This window comes from Ruegeria sp. CDSB136, assembly GCF_059610965.1.
Map to the genome: position 1 here is coordinate 60,300 of NZ_JBXWOP010000018.1, position 22,514 is coordinate 82,813.

Annotated in this window: 21 protein-coding genes and 1 pseudogene; 4 read left to right on the forward strand and 18 right to left on the reverse strand. The window is 57.1% G+C overall.

What is annotated here, in order from left to right; translation table 11 throughout:
- Window positions 1-2: 2 nt before the first annotated feature.
- Complete coding sequence (locus tag AC2FIR_RS18310) at window positions 3-1,037, forward strand: LLM class flavin-dependent oxidoreductase (RefSeq protein ID WP_496744291.1); 1,035 nt, start codon at window positions 3-5, stop codon at window positions 1,035-1,037.
- 9 nt (window positions 1,038-1,046) lie between these two features.
- Window positions 1,047-2,525, forward strand: coding sequence for an aldehyde dehydrogenase (locus AC2FIR_RS18315; RefSeq protein ID WP_496744289.1), 1,479 nt, complete (start codon window positions 1,047-1,049; stop codon window positions 2,523-2,525).
- A gap of 293 nt (window positions 2,526-2,818) precedes the next feature.
- Here AC2FIR_RS18315 and AC2FIR_RS18320 read toward each other — a convergent pair.
- The 18 genes and pseudogenes from AC2FIR_RS18320 to AC2FIR_RS18405 all read right to left on the reverse strand — a co-directional run bounded on the left by AC2FIR_RS18320 (window position 2,819) and on the right by AC2FIR_RS18405 (window position 21,018).
- Window positions 2,819-3,525: pseudogene (locus AC2FIR_RS18320) on the reverse strand (IS6 family transposase).
- A 94-nt stretch (window positions 3,526-3,619) separates the two neighbouring features.
- Window positions 3,620-4,627: a LacI family DNA-binding transcriptional regulator gene (locus tag AC2FIR_RS18325; protein WP_170680580.1), complete on the reverse strand. Its 1,008-nt coding sequence runs from the start codon at window positions 4,625-4,627 to the stop codon at window positions 3,620-3,622.
- Between the two features lie 5 nt (window positions 4,628-4,632).
- Window positions 4,633-5,802: a dihydrodipicolinate synthase family protein gene (locus AC2FIR_RS18330; RefSeq protein WP_170614512.1), complete on the reverse strand. Its 1,170-nt coding sequence runs from the start codon at window positions 5,800-5,802 to the stop codon at window positions 4,633-4,635.
- Between the two features lie 4 nt (window positions 5,803-5,806).
- The gene (locus AC2FIR_RS18335; protein ID WP_170680582.1) at window positions 5,807-6,115 is read right to left on the reverse strand and encodes a Dabb family protein; all 309 of its coding nucleotides are present in this window, start codon (window positions 6,113-6,115) and stop codon (window positions 5,807-5,809) included.
- 2 nt (window positions 6,116-6,117) lie between these two features.
- Window positions 6,118-7,704 (reverse strand): GMC family oxidoreductase, encoded by a 1,587-nt coding sequence (locus AC2FIR_RS18340; protein ID WP_496744286.1) that lies wholly within the window; start codon window positions 7,702-7,704, stop codon window positions 6,118-6,120.
- Between the two features lie 16 nt (window positions 7,705-7,720).
- Window positions 7,721-8,479 (reverse strand): 3-ketoacyl-ACP reductase, encoded by a 759-nt coding sequence (locus AC2FIR_RS18345; protein WP_170614509.1) that lies wholly within the window; start codon window positions 8,477-8,479, stop codon window positions 7,721-7,723.
- Complete coding sequence (locus AC2FIR_RS18350; RefSeq protein ID WP_496762859.1) at window positions 8,476-9,966, reverse strand: GMC oxidoreductase; 1,491 nt, start codon at window positions 9,964-9,966, stop codon at window positions 8,476-8,478. Before AC2FIR_RS18350 ends, AC2FIR_RS18345 begins: the two co-directional genes overlap by 4 nt.
- Window positions 9,963-11,075, reverse strand: coding sequence for an ABC transporter ATP-binding protein (locus tag AC2FIR_RS18355; protein WP_496744283.1), 1,113 nt, complete (start codon window positions 11,073-11,075; stop codon window positions 9,963-9,965). Before AC2FIR_RS18355 ends, AC2FIR_RS18350 begins: the two co-directional genes overlap by 4 nt.
- A gap of 6 nt (window positions 11,076-11,081) precedes the next feature.
- Window positions 11,082-11,963, reverse strand: a complete 882-nt coding sequence (locus AC2FIR_RS18360; RefSeq protein ID WP_170614506.1) for a carbohydrate ABC transporter permease — start codon at window positions 11,961-11,963, stop codon at window positions 11,082-11,084.
- Complete coding sequence (locus AC2FIR_RS18365; RefSeq protein WP_170614505.1) at window positions 11,963-12,856, reverse strand: carbohydrate ABC transporter permease; 894 nt, start codon at window positions 12,854-12,856, stop codon at window positions 11,963-11,965. Before AC2FIR_RS18365 ends, AC2FIR_RS18360 begins: the two co-directional genes overlap by 1 nt.
- Before the next feature lie 101 nt (window positions 12,857-12,957).
- The gene (locus tag AC2FIR_RS18370; RefSeq protein ID WP_170614504.1) at window positions 12,958-14,208 is read right to left on the reverse strand and encodes an ABC transporter substrate-binding protein; all 1,251 of its coding nucleotides are present in this window, start codon (window positions 14,206-14,208) and stop codon (window positions 12,958-12,960) included.
- 56 nt (window positions 14,209-14,264) lie between these two features.
- Window positions 14,265-15,788 carry an aldehyde dehydrogenase family protein gene (locus AC2FIR_RS18375; RefSeq protein ID WP_496762860.1) on the reverse strand — a complete coding sequence of 508 codons (1,524 nt, stop codon included), beginning with the start codon at window positions 15,786-15,788 and terminating at the stop codon, window positions 14,265-14,267.
- A gap of 4 nt (window positions 15,789-15,792) precedes the next feature.
- A complete protein-coding gene (locus tag AC2FIR_RS18380) occupies window positions 15,793-16,560 on the reverse strand; it encodes an enoyl-CoA hydratase/isomerase family protein (RefSeq protein ID WP_496744279.1) in 768 nt (255 codons plus the stop codon).
- Window positions 16,557-18,128: an acyl CoA:acetate/3-ketoacid CoA transferase gene (locus tag AC2FIR_RS18385; protein ID WP_496744276.1), complete on the reverse strand. Its 1,572-nt coding sequence runs from the start codon at window positions 18,126-18,128 to the stop codon at window positions 16,557-16,559. The genes AC2FIR_RS18380 and AC2FIR_RS18385 overlap by 4 nt, the downstream gene beginning before the upstream one ends.
- Window positions 18,128-19,129: a Gfo/Idh/MocA family protein gene (locus AC2FIR_RS18390; RefSeq protein WP_496762861.1), complete on the reverse strand. Its 1,002-nt coding sequence runs from the start codon at window positions 19,127-19,129 to the stop codon at window positions 18,128-18,130. Before AC2FIR_RS18390 ends, AC2FIR_RS18385 begins: the two co-directional genes overlap by 1 nt.
- Before the next feature lie 218 nt (window positions 19,130-19,347).
- Entirely contained in the window at window positions 19,348-20,172 is an 825-nt protein-coding gene (locus AC2FIR_RS18395; RefSeq protein ID WP_496744274.1) for a TauD/TfdA dioxygenase family protein, read from the reverse strand.
- Window positions 20,173-20,215: 43 nt separating this feature from the next.
- On the reverse strand, window positions 20,216-20,623 hold the full coding sequence (gene gloA2 / locus AC2FIR_RS18400; RefSeq protein ID WP_480714203.1) for an SMU1112c/YaeR family gloxylase I-like metalloprotein: 408 nt from the start codon (window positions 20,621-20,623) through the stop codon (window positions 20,216-20,218).
- 20 nt (window positions 20,624-20,643) lie between these two features.
- Window positions 20,644-21,018: a winged helix-turn-helix transcriptional regulator gene (locus AC2FIR_RS18405; protein ID WP_170816692.1), complete on the reverse strand. Its 375-nt coding sequence runs from the start codon at window positions 21,016-21,018 to the stop codon at window positions 20,644-20,646.
- Between the two features lie 130 nt (window positions 21,019-21,148).
- Between AC2FIR_RS18405 and AC2FIR_RS18410 the strand changes: the two genes are divergently transcribed.
- Both AC2FIR_RS18410 and AC2FIR_RS18415 read left to right on the forward strand, forming a co-directional pair.
- Window positions 21,149-21,757 (forward strand): NAD(P)H-dependent oxidoreductase, encoded by a 609-nt coding sequence (locus AC2FIR_RS18410; RefSeq protein WP_170680616.1) that lies wholly within the window; start codon window positions 21,149-21,151, stop codon window positions 21,755-21,757.
- Window positions 21,744-22,463: a glutathione S-transferase family protein gene (locus tag AC2FIR_RS18415; protein ID WP_170680619.1), complete on the forward strand. Its 720-nt coding sequence runs from the start codon at window positions 21,744-21,746 to the stop codon at window positions 22,461-22,463. The genes AC2FIR_RS18410 and AC2FIR_RS18415 overlap by 14 nt, the downstream gene beginning before the upstream one ends.
- Window positions 22,464-22,514: the final 51 nt, after the last annotated feature.

A 22,514-nucleotide genomic window follows, 5' to 3' on the forward strand; every position in this document is an offset into this window, starting at 1 on the left:
TGATGGAGTTTTCTCTATTTGCACACATGGAGCGGCTGAGCCCCGATCAGCCCCATGAGAAGCTGTATGAAGAGTTCATTGAGCTGTGCAAGATGGCCGATGAGGCCGGAATGCGCGCTGTCTGGACTGGCGAGCACCATGGCATGGACTTCACCATCGCGCCCAACCCGCTGATGTCACTGGTGGATATTGCACATCACACCAAAAACGTGCGGCTTGGCACCGGTACAGTGATTGCGCCATTCTGGCATCCGATAAAGCTGGCCGGCGAAGCGGCAGCGGCCGACCTTATGACGGGCGGTCGAATTGAGCTGGGCATCGCGCGCGGTGCCTATTCCTACGAGTATGAACGGATGATGCCCGGCATGGATGCGTGGGAAGCCGGCCAGCGTATGCGCGAAATCGCCCCCCTCCTGCCCAAGCTTTGGGACGGTGACTGTGCGCATGAGGGAGTGTTCTTTCAATTCCCGGCCACAACCTCGGCCCCCAAGCCCGTACAACCCGGCGGACCGCCCATCTGGATCGCGGCGCGGGATCCAAACAGCCATGAGTTCGGCGTACAGAACGGCTTTAACATCCAGGTTACGCCGCTGTGGCAGGGCATGGAGGAAATAGAAACGCTGATGGGTCGCTTTGAAGACGCCTGCACAAATTACGAAGGCCCGCGCCCCAAGATCATGCTGCTGCACCACACCTATGTCGGCCGCGACGATGCTGACCTGGGCCGGGCCGCAAAGGATTTGTCCCGCTTCTACAATTACTTCGGGGCCTGGTTCCAAAACAAGCGGCCAGTCCAACAGGGCTTGATCCAGGATTTGACGGACGAAGAGATGGCGGCCAACGCTATGATGGCCCCGGAAAACCTGGCTCGTGATCTGACCGCCGGTACCGCGGATGGGGTCACGGATCGTCTGAAACGCTACGAAGACCTTGGCTATGATGAGTATTCGTACTGGATCGACAGCGGCATGAGCTTCGAGCGCAAGCGCGCATCGCTGGCGCGTTTCATTGACGACGTAATGCCAAAGTTTCAGTGAGGCTCGATCATGAACCAGAAACCACACTTTCAGCTCTATATTGACGGCGAATGGACCGAAGGATCGCGCGGACAGGTGATGAGTTCGCAAAACCCCGCGACGGGTGAGGAATGGTCCAGTTTCGCCTGCGCTTCTGAAGATGACGTGGGCCGCGCCGTTTCTGCGGCGCGCCGGTCCCTTGATGACCCGACGTGGCGCGACATGACGCAAACCGCTCGCGGCAAACTCCTGTACAGGCTTGCGGACCTGATCGAACAGCACGCCAAGCTCCTGGGCGAGCTCGAGACAAAGGACAGCGGAAAACTACTGGCCGAAACCGCAAGCCAGACAGCCTATGTCGGTGACTATTATCGATACTATGCAGGGCTCGCAGACAAGATCGAAGGTGCGGTCCTTCCGATCGACAAACCGGATATGCATGTCTTTACCAGGCGCGAACCTATTGGCGTGGTGGTCGCGATCGTGCCCTGGAATGCACAAATGTTCCTGACCGCAACCAAGCTTGGACCGGCTCTTGCGGCGGGTTGTTCGGTCGTGCTGAAAGCATCAGAAATTGCACCCGCTCCGATGCTGGAGTTTGCGCGGCTGATCGATGAAGCGGGTTTTCCGCCCGGTGTTGTTTCCGTCATTACAGGCGATGCCGAGAATTGTTCGATCCCCCTCACCCGGCATCCCGAGGTCGACCGGATCGCGTTCACTGGCGGACCGCAGACAGCACGCCACGTGGTACGCAACTCGGCTGAAAACTTTGCGGTAACCACGTTGGAGTTGGGCGGCAAGTCTCCGATCATAGTTTTTGATGATGCCAACCTGGATGGCGCTGCAAACGGCCTGATTGCAGGAAACTTTGGCGCCTCAGGCCAAAGCTGCGTGGCTGGGTCACGCGGGCTGATACATCGTCCGGTGATGGATGCCCTGGCCGAAAAGATCGAAGAGAAGATAAAGGGCGTCGTTATCGGGGATCCTTTGGAACAAGCCACCCATATCGGCCCGCTTTGTACCGACGCCCAGATTGCCAGAATTCAGGCGACTTTGGCAAAGGCCACAGAACAAGGCGCGCGCATCCGTTTTGGTGGTACGCCACTGGACCGGCCAGGAAACTACATGGCCCCGACGCTGGTTGAATGCACAAGTGCCGAGACAGAGACCCTGAAGGTCGAAATGTTCGGTCCTGTGATGTCCCTGTTGGCTTTCGAAACGGAAGATGAAGCCATCGCATTGGCCAACGACTCGCAGTTTGGGCTTGGGTCTGGCGTCTTCACCGAAAATGTCGCCCGTGCCCATCGTGTGTCATCGCGATTGAAATCGGGAATCTGCTGGATCAACACCTACCGCGCCGTGTCCCCAATCGCGCCCTTCGGTGGCTTTAATCAATCCGGTTATGGCAGGGAGGCGGGCGTCGAGGCTATTCACGATTACACGCGGACCAAAACCGTCTGGCTGAATACGTCAGACCGGCCAATGTCGAACCCATTTGTCATGCGCTGACCAGACCCTGCTTCACGTTTTGGTCGAAGGGATCCTTCTTTTTGCTTTTCCTGCGCACCGAGTACTCAGAGGGCCGTTTGATATGACGCGAAGCCGAACGATCTTGGGACCGGCGTTGAGGCACATGAATGGTGACTTCCAAATCATCGATAGAGGCTACGAAAGACCCCACCCCCAGAGCAAACAAAACAATAAGAAGGATTCGCAGAGCAATTCCGAGTTATAACCTGTTCTGGTGGCGGAGCTGTCAGACGAATTCGAACGCGACTCTGATAAGCCGGTGACACTGTCTTTTATCTCGCGCCAATTTCGCGCCACTCGGCCAGAGCGGCGGCGCGCGTCAGCATGAAGGTGTCACGGCTGGCTAGCGATTTTTCCGGGTTGAAGTGGTTATAGATGCAGGAGTGGACGGAGGCGCATTTCTGTAAGCTTCGCATGCGCCTGAAACGTTGCATGGCGCGTTCGCGTCGTTGAAACGGGAGAAGTGATTTCTCGACGCAGTTGTTGGGCCACCTGCCCGTCCTTTGTTTTTGAGAGCACCCAATTGTCTGAGCGCAGCCTAATAGGGTGCAAAACAGTCGGTCACGATCTCATCGACACAACTATGGCGCTTCAATAACTTCTTGAGGAATATCAATGCTGCAGCTTTGTTTCGGCGTTTGGTGAAAGCGGCTTCCAGCACCTTGCCTTCGTGATAAACGGCCCGCCAAAGGTTGTGTCTCTTGCCATTCACCTTCACAAAGACCTCATCCACGTGCTGCTTCTGTTTCGAGAATGCGAGCAGTTGCTGGGCTCGCTCTTGCCTGGTCTCGGAGGCAAACATCGGGCCGAACTTGTTCCACTAAAATCGGACGGTTTCGTGGCTCACCTCAATTCCCTGTACACGCACTAGATCTTTCACGTTTTGAAGCGGCAATGGGAACCGAACGTATAGCATTACAGCCAAACGAATGACCTCTGGACTGGTCTTGAAGTAATTGAATGGCGACTGTTTAATCATGCGCGAAAGCTACGAGAGCACCCTACCCACCACAACCCAAGTTATTCTGACAAGACGCTAGGAGCTTCTCGACAAGGGCCGGTATAACCTTCTGCTATACTGTGTCTTTCGTGGTTTGCCGCAAAACCAAGCGCGTTGAAGTGCGCGTGTGCCGCGCTGGCGCGACTCCATCCTGCAGCCACAGCAAAACAGTGTCCGCGACTTTTTCTCCAAACTCGGATACGCCGCAACGTACTGTAGATAAAGCTGGCCAGCATTCTGATGCTTCCTTGATGTCGTCGAAACCGACAATCTGAAACTCCGTGCCAATCTTCACTTGAGCTTCATGGCAGGCATTAATCATCCCAAAAGCAACAAGATCATTGAAACAAACTGCGGCATCGCACGCCGGTTGCTCCTTGAAGAGGCTGACTGTTGCCTTATGTCCAAATGATCGGCTGGATTCCCCTGTTTTAACAACAGGCTGCAAGTGGTTGTCTTTCATTGCTCTGATATAGCCGGACAGTCTTTCCTGAGTGACTTCGGCGCCATCCAGACCACCGATGAAGGCGATGTTCCGCGCGCCCGATTCGATCAGGTACTGTGTTGCCGCGCGCCCACCCTCTGCGTAATCAGGGGCGATAAAGGGAAATCTGCCCGTTTCGCTTTCAACCTGTCGCAAGACCTGCATCAAAGGGATGCCAGCTCGCTCGACCGCGGAAAGGGTGTTTGAGACATCGCCGTAAGCAGGCGATAGGATCAAGGCGGAAACCCCATGCTCCAGCATCGCGCCCACCACCTGATCCTGAAGCTCGGGGTCTTCGTTTGTATTAGCCACAACAACCGCATAGCCTCGGGACCCCAGTGCCATCTGCAAGGAAGTCGCAAACTCAGTAAAAAATGGGTTGTTCAGGTCGTTGATAACCAAGCCTATGAGCGCCGTTCCCGTGGATCGCAGATTTGCCGCCGACCGGTTGTAGACATACCCAATCTCTTTCATGGCGGCATGAACCAGCTTGCGTGTCTCTGGCTTCACCTGCGGACTGCCCTGCAAAACAAGGCTGACCGTCGACTTGGAAACGCCCGCCGAGTTGGCGACATCTATGATCGTGGGTCTGCGCATTTAGGCTATTGTTCAACTCCATGCAGGTTGAGAAGCGTGGTCATCCGTGCTTTAGCCAGTTCCGGATCCGAGAGCAAACCGGCCTGATCCGCCAGCCTGAAGACCTGCGCGTAGTGGCAGATGTCGCGGCTGGATTGGAAGCCACCCGGCATGATGAAATGGGACTGCGACCCGTTCAGCCACGCCAAGTACGTAATACCGGCCTTGTAGAACCGGGTTGGTGCGCGGAAAATCTCACGGCTGAGTGGCACCGTCGGCGCGAACAGAGCACTGTAGCGATCCATGTCATTCATCGCAAGCGCCTCAAGCGCTTGGCTGGCGGCTGGAGCGATAGCAGCGAAAATCCCAAGAAGAGCATGGGAAAAATGTGTTCCATCCCCGACAATTAGGTCCGCATAGTTAAAATCGTCCCCGGTATAAAGGCGTACACCTTCCGGCAGCCGAGCGCGGAAGGCTTCTTCGTGCGCTTGGTCCAGCAAAGAGATCTTGATTCCGTCAACTTTGGCAGGGTTTTCCTTGATCAAGGACAGCACAAAATCACTGGCCGTATCAACATCCGCACTGCCCCAATAGCCCTTAAGCGCAGGATCGAACATGTCCCCCAACCAATGGAGAATTATGGGTACCGCAGCCCCATCGATCAGCGTGCGATAAACATCATGGTAGGTGTCCGGACCCGCATCGATAGCTGGGAAGGCGCGTGACGCCATAAGGATCAATTGCCCTCCGACGGCTTCAATCGCCTCGGCCTGATGCTCGTAGGCTGACAGGATTTCACCCGCTGTGTTCAACGCGCTCAGCGGCAAGTGATCGGTCCCTGCCCCACAAGCCACCCGAGGCGACAACGGGTGTGCCTGCGCAGCCTTCATCGTGCGTTGGATCAATTCCAACGCGGTCTCCCAATCGACCCCCATACCCCGTTGCGCGGTATCCATCGCCTCGGCCAGGCCCAGCCCCTGATCCCAAAGCCCCTGACGAAAACTCAAGGTCGCGTCCCAGTCAACGGCCGGGCGTCCATCCCAAGGGCTACGTTCTGCCAGCGGGTCTGAAACCACATGCGCTGCTGCAAAGGCCGTCCGCGTCAGAGGCACTTGCGGCGCACGCGGCACCAATGGCGTCCCAGTCAGCGCATAGGGTTCAAGCTTCCCTTCGGGATTTGGCAAAATCAGTTTCATTGTTTCAAACCTCCAAATCCAGAACCAGAATACCGTCGATACCGCCTACGGCGTTCTCGACAAGTTGCGCGCCCAACGCCTTGTGTGTTTCGTTGTTCTGATACGTCTCCAGCGCCGCCCAATCGTCGAAATCGATTACGAACCCATGCATGTATCCGCGTTCGATCTGCTCGGGACTTTTACTGCGCCCCCCGGTGAACCCGCTGGCGCCGGGAAGGGCCTCAGATACTGCTGCGAGGCCCTTGTAGATGACTCCGATGGTCTTTTCGGTCACGTCGGGGCGAAATTTGGTCAGTACGATGTGGCGGATCATTTTCAGAAGCCTTGATCTTTTTTGATCATGTCAGCAGCCTTTTCGCCGATCATAATTGTCGGTGCGTTGGTATTCGATGAATTGACCGTCGGCATGATCGACGCGTCCGCGACGCGCAGCCTTTCGATCCCGTTGAAGCGCAGACGCGGATCCAGCACCGCTTCGGCATCACTGCCCATTCGGCAGGTTCCAGCGCAGTGGTGCGATGTTTTGGAATGCACGCAGATAAAGTCGAAATACTCCTGCTCGGTCTTCACATCCGGACCCGGCAAGCGTTCGGCCAAGATGTACGGCTTCAGCGCATCCTGTGCGAGGATGTTCTGCACCAGCTTTAGACCCCGAATGGACATCTCGCGATCATAAGAATCCGCCAGATAGTTGGGATCGATCAGCGGCATGACCGCGGGGTCTGAGCTTTGCAACCGGACGGTTCCGCGTGACCTTGGGCGCAGGAAACAGGCGTTCAGGGTAACTCCACCATTGGGCATCGCCTCGACCCCTGCCTCGATTCCGGTGCCAAGCCCCAGATGCATTTGAAGGTCAGGTGAGCGCGCATCCGGATCGGCGTACCAGAACCCACCCGTTTCAAACAGACTGGACGCGACCGGTCCCTTGCGGGTGAAAAGATATTGCAGGCCTGCGAAGGCTGAAAGGTGCAGCTTAGCGTAACGGTCGTAGGTGTGCGGGCCGGTCACTTCGCAGATCGAGTACAAGTCCAAATGGTCTTGCAGGTTCGCGCCGACCTGAGGTTGATGATAAACCGCGTCGATACCAAGACTGTCCAAATGATCCGCTGGCCCAATGCCCGATAGTTGCAACAAGCGCGGTGAACCGATGGCACCCGAGGAAAGAATGACTTCTTTCGCGGCGGAGATCTTGTCCCCGTTCACCATCTCGACTCCAGTCGCCCTGCCCTTGTCCACAATGATGCGGCGGACTTGTGCTCCGGTGCGCACCGTCAGGTTCGGGCGGCTGCGGTTGGGCGCAATAAACGCCATCGCGGTAGATGAGCGCCGCGCGTTGCGCTGGGTCAACTGATAGTACCCCGCGCCATCCTGTTTCGCGCCATTCACATCGCGTGTTTCAGGAATCCCCAATTCCCCGGCGGCCTTAATATAGGCGTCGCAGATTGGCAGAGGTGCTGCGGGCATGGACACGCCCAGCGGTCCGCCCTTGCCGTGGAATTCGTCTTCATAAGTGTCATTGTCTTCGGACTTTTTGAAATAGGGCAGCACGTCAGCATAGCTCCACCCCTCGCACCCCATCTGTCGCCAGTCATCGTAGTCCTGCGCCGCGCCTCGTGTGTAGATCTGCGCGTTAATTGCCGACCCGCCGCCAATCACCTTGGCCTGCGTGTAGGTGAAAACCTTGTTCTGCATATGCTTTTGCGGAACCGTGGACCAACCCCAGCTGCCGATGCCCTTGGTCATTTTTGCAAACCCGGCGGGCAGGTGAAAGAACGGGTGGCGGTCGGTTGAGCCGGCCTCTAACAACAGCACTTTCGCCGACGGTTCTTCGGAAAGGCGCGCGGCGATAACCGAACCTGCCGAGCCGCCTCCGACAACAATGAAATCAAATCCTTCAGACATTCTGATGTGCCCTGCGTTAAAGACGTGAGATCGACAGACCGCCGTCCACCGGGATGGCGGCGCCGTTGGCAAAATGCATCTGCCCCTGAACCAGCGGGACAACGACGGCCCCGATGTCCTCGGGCTTACCCCAGCGTGCTGCGGGAACAAGACCGCCTTCGATACGGTCGGTGTACTTGTCGCGCACGCCCGCCGTCATCTCAGTCGCGATGATGCCCGGTCGCAGTTCAAAAACGCCGATGCCATGGGGGGCCATGCGCACCGCGAATAGCTGGGCCATCATCGCCGCGGCCGCTTTGGACACGCAGTACTCGGCCCGTTCAATCGACACCATCGTGGCACTGACTGAGGTTACAAAGGTTATCGAACGATAGGTGGCTTGCGGCTGCTCCAACATGCGCCGGGCCACATCCTGCGCCAGAAAGAACGCGCCGCGCAGGTTGATATTTTGCACGAAGTCCCAGTTTTCAGGCGTCAGATCCAGCATGTCGCCACGTACCGGTGCCCCGACACCAGCATTGTTGATCAGGGCTGTGATCGGCCCCAACTCGGCTTCGATCTGGTCCAGCAACACCGGTACGTGATCAATGTCAGACACGTCGTGCTGCACATAAATCGCGTTTGGGCCAAGCTCGGCCAAAGCCGCCTGCACAGCCGGTTTTTCAGGTGCCGATCTAGAGGCCACCGCGACCCTGTACCCCGCCGCAATCAAAGCGCGGGCCACCCCAAGGCCAATACCCTGCTGTCCTCCGGTCACCAATGCTGTTCCGGTCATACGGAAAACTCCGTTTCAATAATGTGACGACCCGCCCTGAGCGCCAGCGCGGCTATCGTAAGGGCCGGGTTAACCGCAGCAGACGTCGGAAGGACAGAAGCGTCGACAATGAATAGGTTCTTGTGGTCGTGGCTTCGGCAAAACGTGTCGACGACACTGCTATCCGGGTCGTTGCCCATCCGGGCCGTGCCGCATTGATGCGACGGTGTGCGCCGATCAAATGGTCGAGAAAGTATCACAGGAAACCCTGCCTGTTTCAGATGCGCCTTTAACCGTGCGACAAGGGCCTCGTGCGCTGCCCAATTCGAGCGTTTCCAGTCCAGTGTGATCTGGTCTCCTTCGACCGTAACCCGGCTGTCCGGGTTCGGCAGGTCCTCGGACATGGCATAGAAATCAAAACTGCGATCGGCGATTAGCGCTGCAATCGGCCCCGGTAGGTGAGATTGCGACGAAAGGATCGGCCCGGTGATCTTTCCCAGCATCTGAATATTGCCCAATGGCAAACCACCCTGCCCGTCGCTGTTGTAATAATCGTTAAACATCAACGTTTTCTGATAGACTGCTCTGTTTCGACGCAACGGATGAAGGGCCAGCACCGCCGAACAATTGTGGTTCATAAAATTCCGCCCGACTTGATCGGACCGATTGGCAAGACCGGTTGGGCAATTGTCATTCGCGGACTGCAGCAACAGGACCGAGGACTGAACCGCGCCTGCTGCAAGCGCGATGACCGGCGCGCGCAGGGTACCGTGGCCGTCAACCTCGACACTCGTAACGCGACCATCGGCACCAACCGTTAGTTTTCGGACACGCGCACCAGTCAACAGTTCGACATTCCCGTGCTTCATTGCCTTGGCGATCGCACAGGTTTCGGCATCCATTTTGCCACTGCATGTATTGGGAAACGCATCCCAAGTCGTTTGCCCGGCCTGCAACCAGGTATCGATATCCACGCCCAACGGTACTGAGGATGGCGTCAGGCCTGTGTGGCTTAGCCGGTTTCTCAGGTCTGCAATATCAACCTCATCCGGCACAGGTGGGTGCGGGTAACCCCTACTGTGCGGCGGTTCGGTGGGGTCTTCTTTAGTGGTGCCACGCGCGTCGTAAAGCTGTTCTGCGGTGGAGTAATCCGTCTCCAGCACTTCGTAGGAAATGGGCCAGCCGAGCGAATGCCCCCCCATGTGCTGACGCGGCGCAAAATCCTCTTTCCGATAGCGGATCAAAGCTGCGCCGTAGAACTTGGAATTGCCACCAACGCAGTAGTAGTTTCCGGGGTTGAAAGGCTTGCCTGCTCCATCCAGCCATGTTTCATCGGGGCGGAAGTGCCCATTGGCAAAGATCGCCCTTGGGTCTCGATCCTGAGGTGAGGGCTGCAACCGCTCTCCCCTTTCAAGGATCAGAATACGACGGCCAGACGGAGCCAACGCTGCAGCCAGCGTTGCCCCCCCGATACCCGACCCAATGATTATAACGTCAGCCCTTTTCATGGAAGGATCCGCATCTCGCTTTCCGGATCAAAGGCCACTGCCTTTTCCATGTTCACCGCAAAGTTGAAATCCTGTCCCGGTGCAACCTCGGCATCCGAGCGCATGCGCGCGATCACATCTCGGCCGCCCAATTGCATCGAGACGAAGGTGTCCGATCCGGCAGGTTCTGTCACCACGATACGGTTGGTCATCTGCGCGATGTTCGACGACTTTCTGTCCGCACCATCCATGTCAGTGATCGTCTCAGGCCGGATGCCCAGCAGGATATCACGACCGTCCCAAGCGGCCAGATTGTCCTGACTGAACGGCAATTGCGCCATAGATCCGTCGTGAACGGCGACCTCTGCGTGAGGGCGACCATTCAATACCGTGACCTTGGCCGGTACCACGTTCATTGCGGGCGAGCCCATAAACGTCGCGACGAAGATATTCGCGGGCGTGTCATAGATTTCCTGCGGCGTGCCCAGTTGCTGCACGTAGCCGCCGTTCATCACAGCGATGCGGCTTGAAAGAGTCATCGCCTCGATCTGGTCGTGGGTCACGTAGACGATGGTGGTCCCGAGGTTCTGATGCAGCTTCTTGATCTCAGTTCGCATGTCGACCCGAAGCTTGGCATCAAGGTTCGAAAGCGGCTCATCGAACAGGAAGACATCAGGGTTTCGCACCAGCGCGCGACCCATTGCAACCCGCTGACGCTGACCACCCGACAACTGCCCGGGCTTGCGATCCAGCAATTGCTCGATTTGCAACAGCTTGGCGACTTCTTGCATCGCTTTCTCGCGCTCAGACTTGGGCACCCCGTGCATCTCAAGCCCGAAGGTGATGTTTTGCCCCACAGTCATGTTGGGGTAAAGCGCATAGCTTTGGAAAACCATAGCGATGTTGCGGTTCGACGGGTGCACCCCGTTCATAACTTGATCTTTGATACGGATTTCGCCGCTGGTGATCTCTTCCAGCCCCGCGATCATGTTCAGCAGGGTCGACTTGCCGCAGCCCGACGGACCGACCAGCACCAGGAACTCACCCTCCTGCACCGAAATATCGACCTTGTGCAGAACCTCGACCGCCCCGTAGGATTTGGTCGCGTTGTCTATGTCCAGAAAACCCATGAGGCCTTATCCTTTCACGGAACCCGCCATCAGGCCGCGGACGAAGTACCGTCCGGCCACGATGTAGACGAGCAGAGTTGGCATGGCGGCCAGAATGGCGCCTGCAAAATGAACGTTGTATTCCTTCACGCCGGTGGAAGACTGCACGAGGTTGTTCAGCGCAACGGTCATCGGTTGGCTGTTGGCATCGGCAAAGGATGCACCGAACAGGAAGTCATTCCAGATGTTGGTGAACTGCCAGATGATCGACACCACTGCGATCGGCCCGGAACTGGGCAGAAGGATGCGCCAGAAGATCTGGAAGAACCCGGCCCCATCAATCTGGGCAGCCCGGATAAGCTCGGTCGGGAACACGGCGTAGTAGTTGCGGAAATACAGCGTGGTGAAGCCAATCCCATAGACCACGTGCACCAGTGCCAGACCCCAAGTGGTACCCGCCAGCCCGATGATACCCAGCATCCGCGCCATCGGGATCAGCACGATCTGGAACGGAATGAAGCAGGCAAACAGCATCAGACCGAATAGGATGGTGTCATATTTGAAGCGCCACTTGGTCAGTACATAGCCGTTCAGCGCGCCAAGGATGGTCGAAACGATCACCGCCGGAACAACCATCTTGATCGAGTTCCAGAAGTAGGGCTTCAACCCCGTAGGATCGACACCGATCTGAGCCGAGGACCATGCCTTGAACCAAGGCTCCAACGTGAACACCTGTGGCAGGTTCATCATGCCACCGCCGGTGATCTCCTCCAGCGGTTTCACCGAGTTTACCAGCATGACGTAAAGCGGCAGCAGGTAGAACAGACCGAACAGCAGCAGCACCAGATAGATCAAGGTGCGCGTGACGCGGCCAGTGCGGATTGCGGTATCCTGAGTTGCTTGGGACATCAGCGTTTCTCCCGCAATTCGGCATAAAGATAGGGGATCATGATCGCCGCGATGGTCATCAGCATGATCGTGGCCGAGGCCGCGCCGATCCCCATCTGGTTCCGCGTAAAGGTGTAGGAATACATAAAGGTCGCGGGCAGTTCGGTCGCACGGCCCGGTCCGCCTCCCGTCAACGCAATCACAAGGTCAAAGGTCTTGATCGCCAGGTGGCTGAGGATCACGAAGGCTGACAAGAATGCAGGGCGCAGTTGCGGGATGATGATCCGGCGATAGAGGTTCCAGTTCGAGGCCCCATCCATCTGCGCGGCCCGAAGGATTTCATTGTCGATACCACGCAGGCCGGCCAGAAACATCGCCATCACGAAACCGCTGGTCTGCCATACGGCCGCCAGAACAACCGTGTAGATTGCGTAATCCCGGTTCTTGATCCAGTCGAACTCGAAGCTGGTCCAACCCCAGGTGTGCATCACATTCTCAAGGCCGATACCCGGGTCAAGAAACCATTTCCAGGCGGTACCCGTGACAATGAAACTTAGCGCCATCGGATACAGGTAGATCGGGCGCAACAGCCCCTCGCCGCGGATTTTCTGATCAAGGACGATTGCCAAACCCAGCCCGAGGCAGGTGCAGATCACGATATACAGGCTGGCGTAGATGCCCATATTGATCAGCGATGTTTCCCAGTGGCTGAGCCGCCACAGCTTATCGTAGTTTTCCCACCCGACCCAACCAAAGGTCGGCAGAATGCGGCTGTCAGTAAAGGACAGGTAGACCGAAAACAGAATGAAACCGTAGACAAAGACCGTCATCATCGCGATCGATGGGGACAGGACCAGCTTGGGAATCCAGTTCTGAAGGCGTGTCTTGAAATCCGCGTCGGCTGAACCAGCCATGGCGCGCCCTCCTCGTTCGGGTAGTTGTAGGTCGGAGCGATTGCGCCCACTTGGTGACAGGGCGGCCAACCTGCCGCCCCATCGGGAGGATCACGATAAGATCACTTGGCGATCGAAACTGCGTCGACCAGTTCAACCACTGCAGTCTCGCTGTCATACTCGCCATTGAAATGGGCTGTGACGACGTCATAGACCGCATTCTTCACTGATGCCGGCGCGGCATGGCCGTGCGCCATCGAACCAAACAAGTTGCCCGACGAAGCCGCTGCTGCCAGATCCTTCATGCCCTGTTGGCCGCAAGCATCCAGATCACTGCCATCCACGTCAGTACGAGCCGGGACAGAGCCCTTCACCTTGTTGAAAGCAATCTGGAAGGATGGTGAAAGGATCGCGCTGGCCAGCGCGGCCTGTTCAGCCGACACCGAACCGCCCTGATCGAACATCATGAACTGGTCAGCATTGAAGGTGACCTGATCCTGAGTACCCGGGAAGCGGAAGCACAAAAAGTCCTCACCCGGCACTTTGCCCGCGTTCAGGAATTCGCCTTTGGCCCAGTCACCCATCATCTGGAAACCGGCTTCACCGTTGATGACCATTGCAGTCGCCAAGTTCCAGTCGCGGCCCGAGAAATTCTCATCCACGTTGTCGCGAATGAACGCCATACGGTCGAACGCTTCCTTCATGGCGTCGCCACCAAGTGTTTCCTCGTCCAGGTCAACGAAGGCTGCTTTGTAGCCATCGGGCCCAAGTGTCGACATCGCCACAGCATCGAAGATGGTCGCATCCTGCCAGGCCTGACCACCATGCGCGATCGGTGTGACACCGGCAGCTTTCAACGCCTCAACCGCCGCGACGAATTCGTCCCAGTTGGTGGGCTGTGCAATACCGTTGGCGTCCAGCACCGCTTTGTTCGCCCAGACCCAGTTGGTCGAGTGCACATTGACTGGTGCCGAGACCCATTTGCCGTCATGCTTGGCAAAGGCCTTCAAAGCATCCGGGACGACATCATCCCATCCTTCTTTCGCTGCGACCTCATTCAGATCAGCCAGCGCGCCCTGATTGGCCCAGTCCAGAATGTCGAAGCCCAAAGCCTGAACAGCAGTCGGCGCGTTACCGGCAGTCACACGAGCCCTCAGAACGGTCATCGCCTGTTCGCCACCACCACCCGCAACGGGCATATCGGTCCAACCGATTCCCTGCCCGGACAGGTCTTCCTTGAGAACATTCAACGCTGCGGCCTCACCACCTGAAGTCCACCAGTGCAGAACTTCCACGTCTTCCGCGTGCGCAAGGCTGGTCGTGCAGAGCAGACCGGCCACAAACAGCGATTTTGTCTTCAGCAGTTTACGCATTCTTGTTTCCTCCCTTAATGCGTTCTTCTTATTCGGGACCAATCCGGTGCCCGGTCTTAATCTTGCGGAACCCATGGCGCTCGGCTGTTGCCGAAGCGCATGACTACTGATTTCACTTCGAAGAATTCCTCGAACCCGTAACGTCCGATTTCCCGCCCCTGCCCGGATTGTTTGAACCCACCGAAGGCGACCTCCGGGAATCCGTCCATCCAGGTGTTGGTCCAGACCGTTCCCGTTTCTGCACGACGGGCGAACTCAAGGCAGGTGTGAACGTTTTCGCTCCAGACCCCTGCCGACAGACCGTAAGCGCTATCATTGGTTAGCGCGATTGCTTCGTCCAGTGTTTTGAAGGTCAAAACGGACAGAACCGGTCCAAATACCTCATCGCGGGCGATGGGCATTTCTGGCGAGACGCCAGAAATCACTGTCGGCTGGTAGAACTGATCACCCAGGCCATCGACCTCTAGCGGCTTACCACCCAAGTCTATAGTCGCGCCGCACGCTTTCGCTTGTTTGACATAAGCGTCTATCTTTGAGTTGTGCTCGGGCGTTACGATAGCTCCGACTTGCGTCGTCGGGTCCAATGGATCGCCAAATTTGACCTTGCGCGACAAGGCAACGACACGCCCTCGGAAATCGTCGGCGATGTCTTCGTGCACAATGATGCGACTGCTTGAATTGCAGCACTGGCCGACATTGAAATAGATGCCAAACACAACGGCATCCGCCGCTGCATCCAGATCGGCATCGGGAAAGATGACCTGCGGGTTTTTGCCCCCAAGCTCGAGCGCGACCTTTTTGAGCGTGCCAGACGCAACTGCGCTGATCGTCTTGCCCACGGCTGTCGATCCGGTAAAGCTGACCATATCCACGCTCTTGTGACCGGACATCACGCTCCCGACGGGAACGCCATAACCAAGCACGATATTGCAGACACCGGCGGGCAATCCTGCTTCGACCAGCAACTCGCCCAGCATCAAGGTCGTCGACGGCGTCATCTCGGATGGCTTCACGACGACAGTACAGCCTGCGGCCAGTGCAAATGGCAGTTTCTGGCTGAGGATCCAGAACGGAAAGTTCCAAGGCGTGATGATCGACACGACACCGATGGGTTCTTTCAACACAACACCCATCATGTCCATGCCAAGAGTATTGTGACTGTCGCCGTGGGTGCTGCGTGCCAATGAGGCCGCATAGCGCCACAGATCTGCGGCACCGCCAACTTCGCCCTTGGATTGACTGATCGGCTTGCCGCTTTCCAGTGTTTCGATCAGGGCAATCCGGTCAACGTCCTGCTCGATCAAATCGGCGACTTTCAGCAAGACGGAGGCGCGTTCCTTGCCCGAAGCACGGCTCCAGGCACCGCTGTCGAACGCCTTGCGCGCCGCCTGGATCGCGGCCTGGGTCTCAACCTCTCCCCCCATGGCCGAACGGCTGACGATGTGGCCGTGCGAAGGAGAGCGGCGCTCGAACGTCTCACCCGAGGCGCTGTCCTGCCATATGCCATTGATGAGGTGCCGGCCTTCAAACAGAGGCGGCAGCTCGAACGGGATGGCAGGGTTGATTGCGATGTCTTTCATAATTTCAAAGGCCCGAAAATGTTGGGTTTCGTTTTTCCATGAACGCCGCGACGCCTTCTACGCGGTCCGCCGAGGCGGCAATTGCTGCACTGCCGAGGGCTTCGACCGCAGCATGGCTGTCCTCACCGACCGCAGCGTGGATCATGTTTTTCGAGATTTCGGTGGCGCGGGGCGACAGGTCGCTAAGATCGGCGGTGATCTCAAGCGCGCGCGCCAGAACCTCGTCAATCACCTCGGTCGCATAGCCTAAAGCCAGCGCACGGTCGGCACCAATACGGCGCCCGAAGAGTGCCATCTCCTTCACCGCAGCCTCGGGGATCAGCCGGGTCAACCGTTGCGTCCCGGACCAGCCCGGCACGATTCCAACCTTGGCTTCGGGCAAGGCCAGCGTGGCGCGCGGGGTCATCAGACGCAGATCACAACAACTGGCCAGCTCCAGCCCGCCGCCAAAGGCGTGGCCATTGATCGCAGCAATCGTCGGTTTGCCGATCCGTGCCAGACGGTCAAAGATCCGATGGCCGTCACGGACCCAATGGCGCGCGAATTCGGCGGGACTCAGACCACCCCATGCGCCAATATCGGCCCCGCAACAGAACGCTTTTTCCCCTGCACCGGTCAGAACAAGCGCACGAATGGATGCGTCACGCTCGACCTCTTGCAGACGAGCCTCCAGCGCATTCAGCATGTCCACCGTCAGAGCATTGAGCTTGGACACGTTGTCCAATGTCAGCACAGCGGTCGCACCCTCGATATGAAACCCAAGCTTGCTCACAGCGTCATCCCCATCGGGCCAACTGCGAACAGAGATTTGGACATCTGAACCGCGTTCTCCGCGACTTTGACGCGACCGCCCGAAGCTTCAACAATGTCGCGCTGCGCCTCAATTCCGGGCATGATTTCCGTCGCAACCAGACCTTGATCTGACAGGCGAATAACGCAGCGCTCGGTTACATACAGCGCGTCCTGACCGGTTTCCCGGGCACGGCGGCCGGAGAATGTGACATGCTCGACCTGATCCACCATCTTGGTGAATTTTCCGGGGGCCTTCACACGGATACCGTCATTCGCCAGATCAATCTTGGCGCCGGCTTCGAACCAGCCCGAGAACACGATCTTCTTGGCGCGCGCGGTAATATCGACAAAGCCACCGCACCCTGCAGTCAGATAGGGCTTCTTACCAAGTTTGGAGACGTTCACATTGCCTTCGACATCGACCTCAAGGAAAGAAAGGAACGACATGTCGAAGCCGCCGCCCTGGAAATAGATGAATTGCTGTGGGGATGGCACGAAAGCATGTGCGTTGGACGCGCAGCCAAAGGCAAAGCCGGTCAATGGGACGCCTCCAACGGCCCCTTGCTCGATCGCCCATGTCACAGCCTGAGGATGCCCCTCTTCCAACAAGACACGCGGGACCATGGCGCTGATTCCAAAGCCCAGATTGGCGCTCATGCCTGTGCGCAGCTCTTGCGCGGCGCGGCGGGCGATGACCTTTTCGACGCCATGCTCGGCCAGTGAAAAGCTGTCCCAAGGGCGCATAATCTGGCCAGAGATCGCAGGGTCGTACGACGTTTCCGTCGTTTGCATCTGCTTCGGGTCTTCAACGATCAGATCGACCAGATGCCCCGGCACGCGCACGTCATGGGGGCGCAAGCTTCCGGCGGCAGTCACACGTTGAACCTGTGCGATCACGATCCCACCGTGGTTGCGTACACAGATCGCTTGCTCCAGCCCGCCCAGATAAGCACCTTCGTGTTCATAGGTCAGGTTGCCGAACTCATCCGCCGTTGTTGCGCGCAAAACACATACGTTCGGGTTGATGTTCGGAAAGTGCAGCCAGGTCTGACCGTCGAACTCTCTCCGGTGCACGATAGGTGCTGCCGCGCCACGCGCATTCATCGCGCACCCTTCGCGGACAGGGTCCACGAAGGTCTCAAGCCCGACCTGCGTCAGAACACCGGGCCGATGCGCTGCGGCCTCGCGATGCATGTCGAACAGAATTCCCGAAGGCACGTTATATGCGGCGACCCGATCCTCGACGATCATTTTCCAGATTTCCGGCATCTCAAGGCTGGAAGGGCCCGACGGGTATGATCCGGCGAGAACGCGGTTTAGCAATCCATCCTGCGCCAGATAATCCATGCCCTTCACGCCATACATATCCCCGGCGGCGATAGGGTGCAGCGTTGTAATGTTGCGCGGATGCCCCTCCGCGCGAAACCGCTCTCCAAGTGCCTTCAGCACAAGGTCAGGGCACCCCAATGCCGAGGACGACGAAACGGTTACCACCGCATTGTCAGGAATGCGAGAAACGGCCTCGGAAACGGAAACGAGCTTGGTCATCAGAAGCCACCATAGTCTACGTTGATGCGCTTACCTGACGCTGCGGCCTCACGAACGCTCAGCGCGACGGACAGCGATTTCACTCCATCAGTTCCATCCGCAGCTGGACGGCCCTGACCCGCTGCTGCGGCGACAAATTCGGAAACGCCCTGAATGTAGAGCGAATGCTCCGAAAACGGGATTTCTTCGCTTCCGGCTTCTGTCACCAGTTTTATTGCCCCGACTGGGCGCTGCGTCATGACGCCATCCGCAAAAATCGAGCCCTTGGTCCCGTGCACTTGCAGGCCCGAACCTGCAAATGGGTGCGTAAAGCTCTCGTGCGTCATGACCATCGCGCCCGAAGGCATCGTCCAGACGGACATGCACGAGTCTTCGACCCCCTGCCCCATCCCAGAGCTGGCCATTTGCGCAACGACAGAAACCGGGTCCTCATTAAGCAGGAACCGCGTGACATCCGCATCATGAACGACGATGTCGGGGATCACGCCGCCGCCGGCATCTGCTGAGTTGATGCGCCACCCCTGTAGGTTTCCCGGCAAATGTACCGCGTGATGTATACGCAGCGAAAGAACGTCGCCGACGCGCCCGTCTGCAATGAGGTCACGAATGGCACGATGGCTGACAGAGCATCGCAGGTGGTGATTTGTACCAAAAGTTACGCCAGCCGCTTCGGCTGCGCGCACCATTTCGACACCTTCCTCCTGAGTCATCCCAAGCGGCTTTTCACATAGAACATGCTTACCAGCCAAAATGGCTGCCATGGCCTGACCGTGGTGCTTCTCATTGGTCGAGGAAACATAAACAGCCTGAATGTTCTCGTCAGAAAGCGCAGCGTCCACGTCCGTCGTTGCGTTGGGAATTCCGTGTTCCTTGGCCCAGGTCTGAACCCGATCTGGAGAATGACTGACGACCCAGGTCACGTTGTTGCCTGCCTGCCGGCGCACCGCGTCTAACATGTATTGCGAAGCTATTGTGCTCGCTCCGACAAATGCCCAATTCATCCTCTTACTCCGCAATTGGAACGTTCCAAAATCTTTAATGGAACGTTCCAATTGTGACAAGAGAAAATTCGACAGGCATTATATGCACAAGAAAATAAACAGAAATTTCGATACCGATCGCCCTTTTTTTAAATAGTGCACCGGGAATCGAGGGGGGGGGTGTTACAGCGTCGTCGCGCCCAAACTGAGTCGCAGAGGTCCGCCTTGTGCCACTTGCCTCACGGCTTCAAGGCAATCCCTTCAACCGTCACCCGGTGCATAAGGCGTCGAAAACCGTAGTAGTCGTTGATTGCCTTGTGCCACGTGGCTCGGTTATCCCAAATGGCGATATCCCCTGCCTGCCAACGGAGGCGGCATTGGAATTCGGGCTGCTTGCAATGATCATAGAGCATCCCAAGCACGGCCGCAGACTCATCTGCGCTCAACCCCTTGATTTCGGTGGTGAACACAGGATTGACGAACAGCCCACGCCTGCCACTAAGCGGATGCGTGATGACAACGGGGTGCAAGGCGTCTTGCGTGGCAGCTTCGGCATTACCCAGCCTGCCGCTTTTTGCGGCCTCTGATTCCATGTTGCTGGAGCCAAAGACATGGCGAGAGGAATGCACCGCCCACAGGCCATTCAGAAAACCACGCATCGTGGGCGACAGAGCCTCATAGGCAGCAGCCATTGACACAAACAGCGTGTCGCCGCCGTGCGGCGGGACTTCCAAGGCGTGCAGAATTGAGCCCATGGCCGGTTCCTGATCATAGGAGTGGTCGGTATGCCAGCCCTCTCCCACAGCCTCTTTCTGATCTTTCTCTTTCAAAACTGTGGCGATCTCGGGATAGCCGTCGACAGGTTTGAAAAAGCGGTTCACGTTAATCGGGCCGAACCTTCGCGCAAAGGACAGATGCTCTTGCGGTCTAACGTTTTGGCCCCTCAGTACGACTACGGAATACTTTGCGAAGGCTGACTTAATCGCGTCGAATTGATCTTCATGCCGGATGTCCGCCCCGACGATTTCAGCACCCAATCCACCGGTGAGAGGTTTTACTTCCATGCGCATTCCTCCCTGCTTCGCTCAGCCTAAAGAACGGGAAACATCACTTCAACGCAGTCGGCGCGGCTTCATACAATTCCAAAGGAAGATCGTCCGGATCACTGAAAAAGGTAAAACGGCGTCCGGTATATTCATCGACACGGATGTCTTCGACGGGAACACCCTTCTGTTCCAATCTGTCTTTCAACTTCTCGATATCGTCTACAACAAACGCAAGATGCCGCAGACCCAGCGCCTCGGGGCGGGACGTGCGTTTGGGCGGGTTGGGAAAGGAAAACAACTCAATCTGAGTACCATCCGGCAAAGCCAAGTCCAGCTTCCAAGATTGCCGCTCGGCCCGGAAATTTTCCGCAACTATCTCCAACCCAAGCGTTTCTGAATAAAATGCCTTGGACTGCTCATAGTCCGAACAAATGACCGCAGCATGGTGGATTGCTTTCAAACTACCCACAGACTCATTCCCTCATATTATCAAATGGTTCGATCCAACTCTTGAGGTAATTCTTCGCTCCACTTTCGAAGCTCTTCAAGAAAACCAAGAGCTGTCTGGCCAAATTCGGTAACCGAATATTGCACGGAAACAGGAGCGGTATCCATTACCTGCCGGCGAACCAGACCCTGCCCCTCAAGTTGACGTAGTCTTTCAGTGATCATCTTCTTGCTGGCACCGCCGATCATGCGCGACAGATCGTTGAAGCGCACTGGGCCATCTCTAAGGTGCCACAAGATCGACCCCGTCCACTTTCCGCCAATGATCCGCATACCGCGTTCGATTGCACATGGTTCCTGACAGGCCTCTGAGACCTTTCGGCGCCCTTTGGCATCCTCATCAATTCGCGCCCGCATCGTCGTCCCTTCGCTCAGACATCTAGGTTACCAAAAGTATACTAGTTGAATTATCACACCATCGCAATCAAATGCTCTCTGAACTCGCTGAAAGTCAAGGGTTCAGAGATAGTACATATAGGATATGGACATGAGCAAAATCCTGATCGTCAACGGCACCCAGCCCTACGAATTCGCCCCCGGACAGTTGAACGCCAGCCTCGCCAAACGCGCACGTGACACGCTGACCGCAATGGGTCACGACGTGCGTGTGACCACCGTCGCCGACGGCTATGATGCAAATGCTGAGGTCGAGACGCATCTGTGGGCCGATACAGTCATCATGCAGTTCCCGGTGAACTGGATGGGGGTACCGTGGATATTCAAAAAATACATGGATGAGGTATATACGGCTGGCATGGATGGCCGCATGTGCGCAGGTGACGGTCGAACGACCGACGCGCCCAAAGCCAATTACGGTACCGGGGGCACACTAAACGGTAAGAAATACATGCTGTCGGTTACGTTCAACGCCCCAAAAGAAGCGTTCGATGATGCGTCCGAGCCTTTCTTTGCGGGCTCCAGCGTCGACGACCTGTTAGCGCCGATGCACCTGAACGCAAAGTTCTTTGCCATGCAACCCCTTCCGACTTTTGCTGCATTCGATGTTATGAAGGACCCGGAAATCGAGGCCGATTTCGCTCGATTTGACGCGCATCTAAAAACCACATTTGCCGAGCTTGAACATGTCCCAGCCTGATATCCATCTCTACACCGCTGGAACGATGAACGGGTACAAGCCGGTTATCTTCCTGGAGGAGGCAGGCGTCCCCTACGACCTGACACATATCAATTTTTCCAAGCAGGAACAGAAGGCGCCGGATTATCTGGCGCTGAACCCAAATGGAAAGATCCCGACAATCGAGGATCGTTCGGAGAGGCGCGCCATCTTCGAATCCGGTGCGATCCTGTGGCATCTCGCCGAAAAATACGGAAAATTCCTGCCTTGGGATCCGGTCAAACGGTCAGAGGTCATGCAGTGGATGTTCTTTCAGGTCGGCCATATAGGCCCAATGATGGGACAGGCGATGTACTTCCAGCACATCGCCGCACCAAACGGCCACGAAGAGCCGTTCTCAATCCGCCGCTACGTGGACGAAAGCCGCCGCTTGATGGAAGTGATGAACACGCGCCTGGATGGGCGTGAATGGATCGCCGCGGACGAATACACCATCGCTGACATGATGCTGTACCCATGGGCACGCGCTTATGTCTGGGCGCGGGTAGGAGTGTCGGACTTGCCGCATCTGAATTCGTGGTTCCACCGTATTGATGCCCGGCCCGCCGTGCAGCGCGCGCTGACGATACCCAAGGCAAACCCGCAGTTCTGGGATGCCGACGCGGATGCCAGCGCCTTTGCAAAGGAAAACGCGGCGCGGTTCTCCAGTGATGTGAAAGGAACCTGAACCGGTAAGAGACGTTGTCAGACAATTTCGAACCAGTCTCAACTGGGTCAG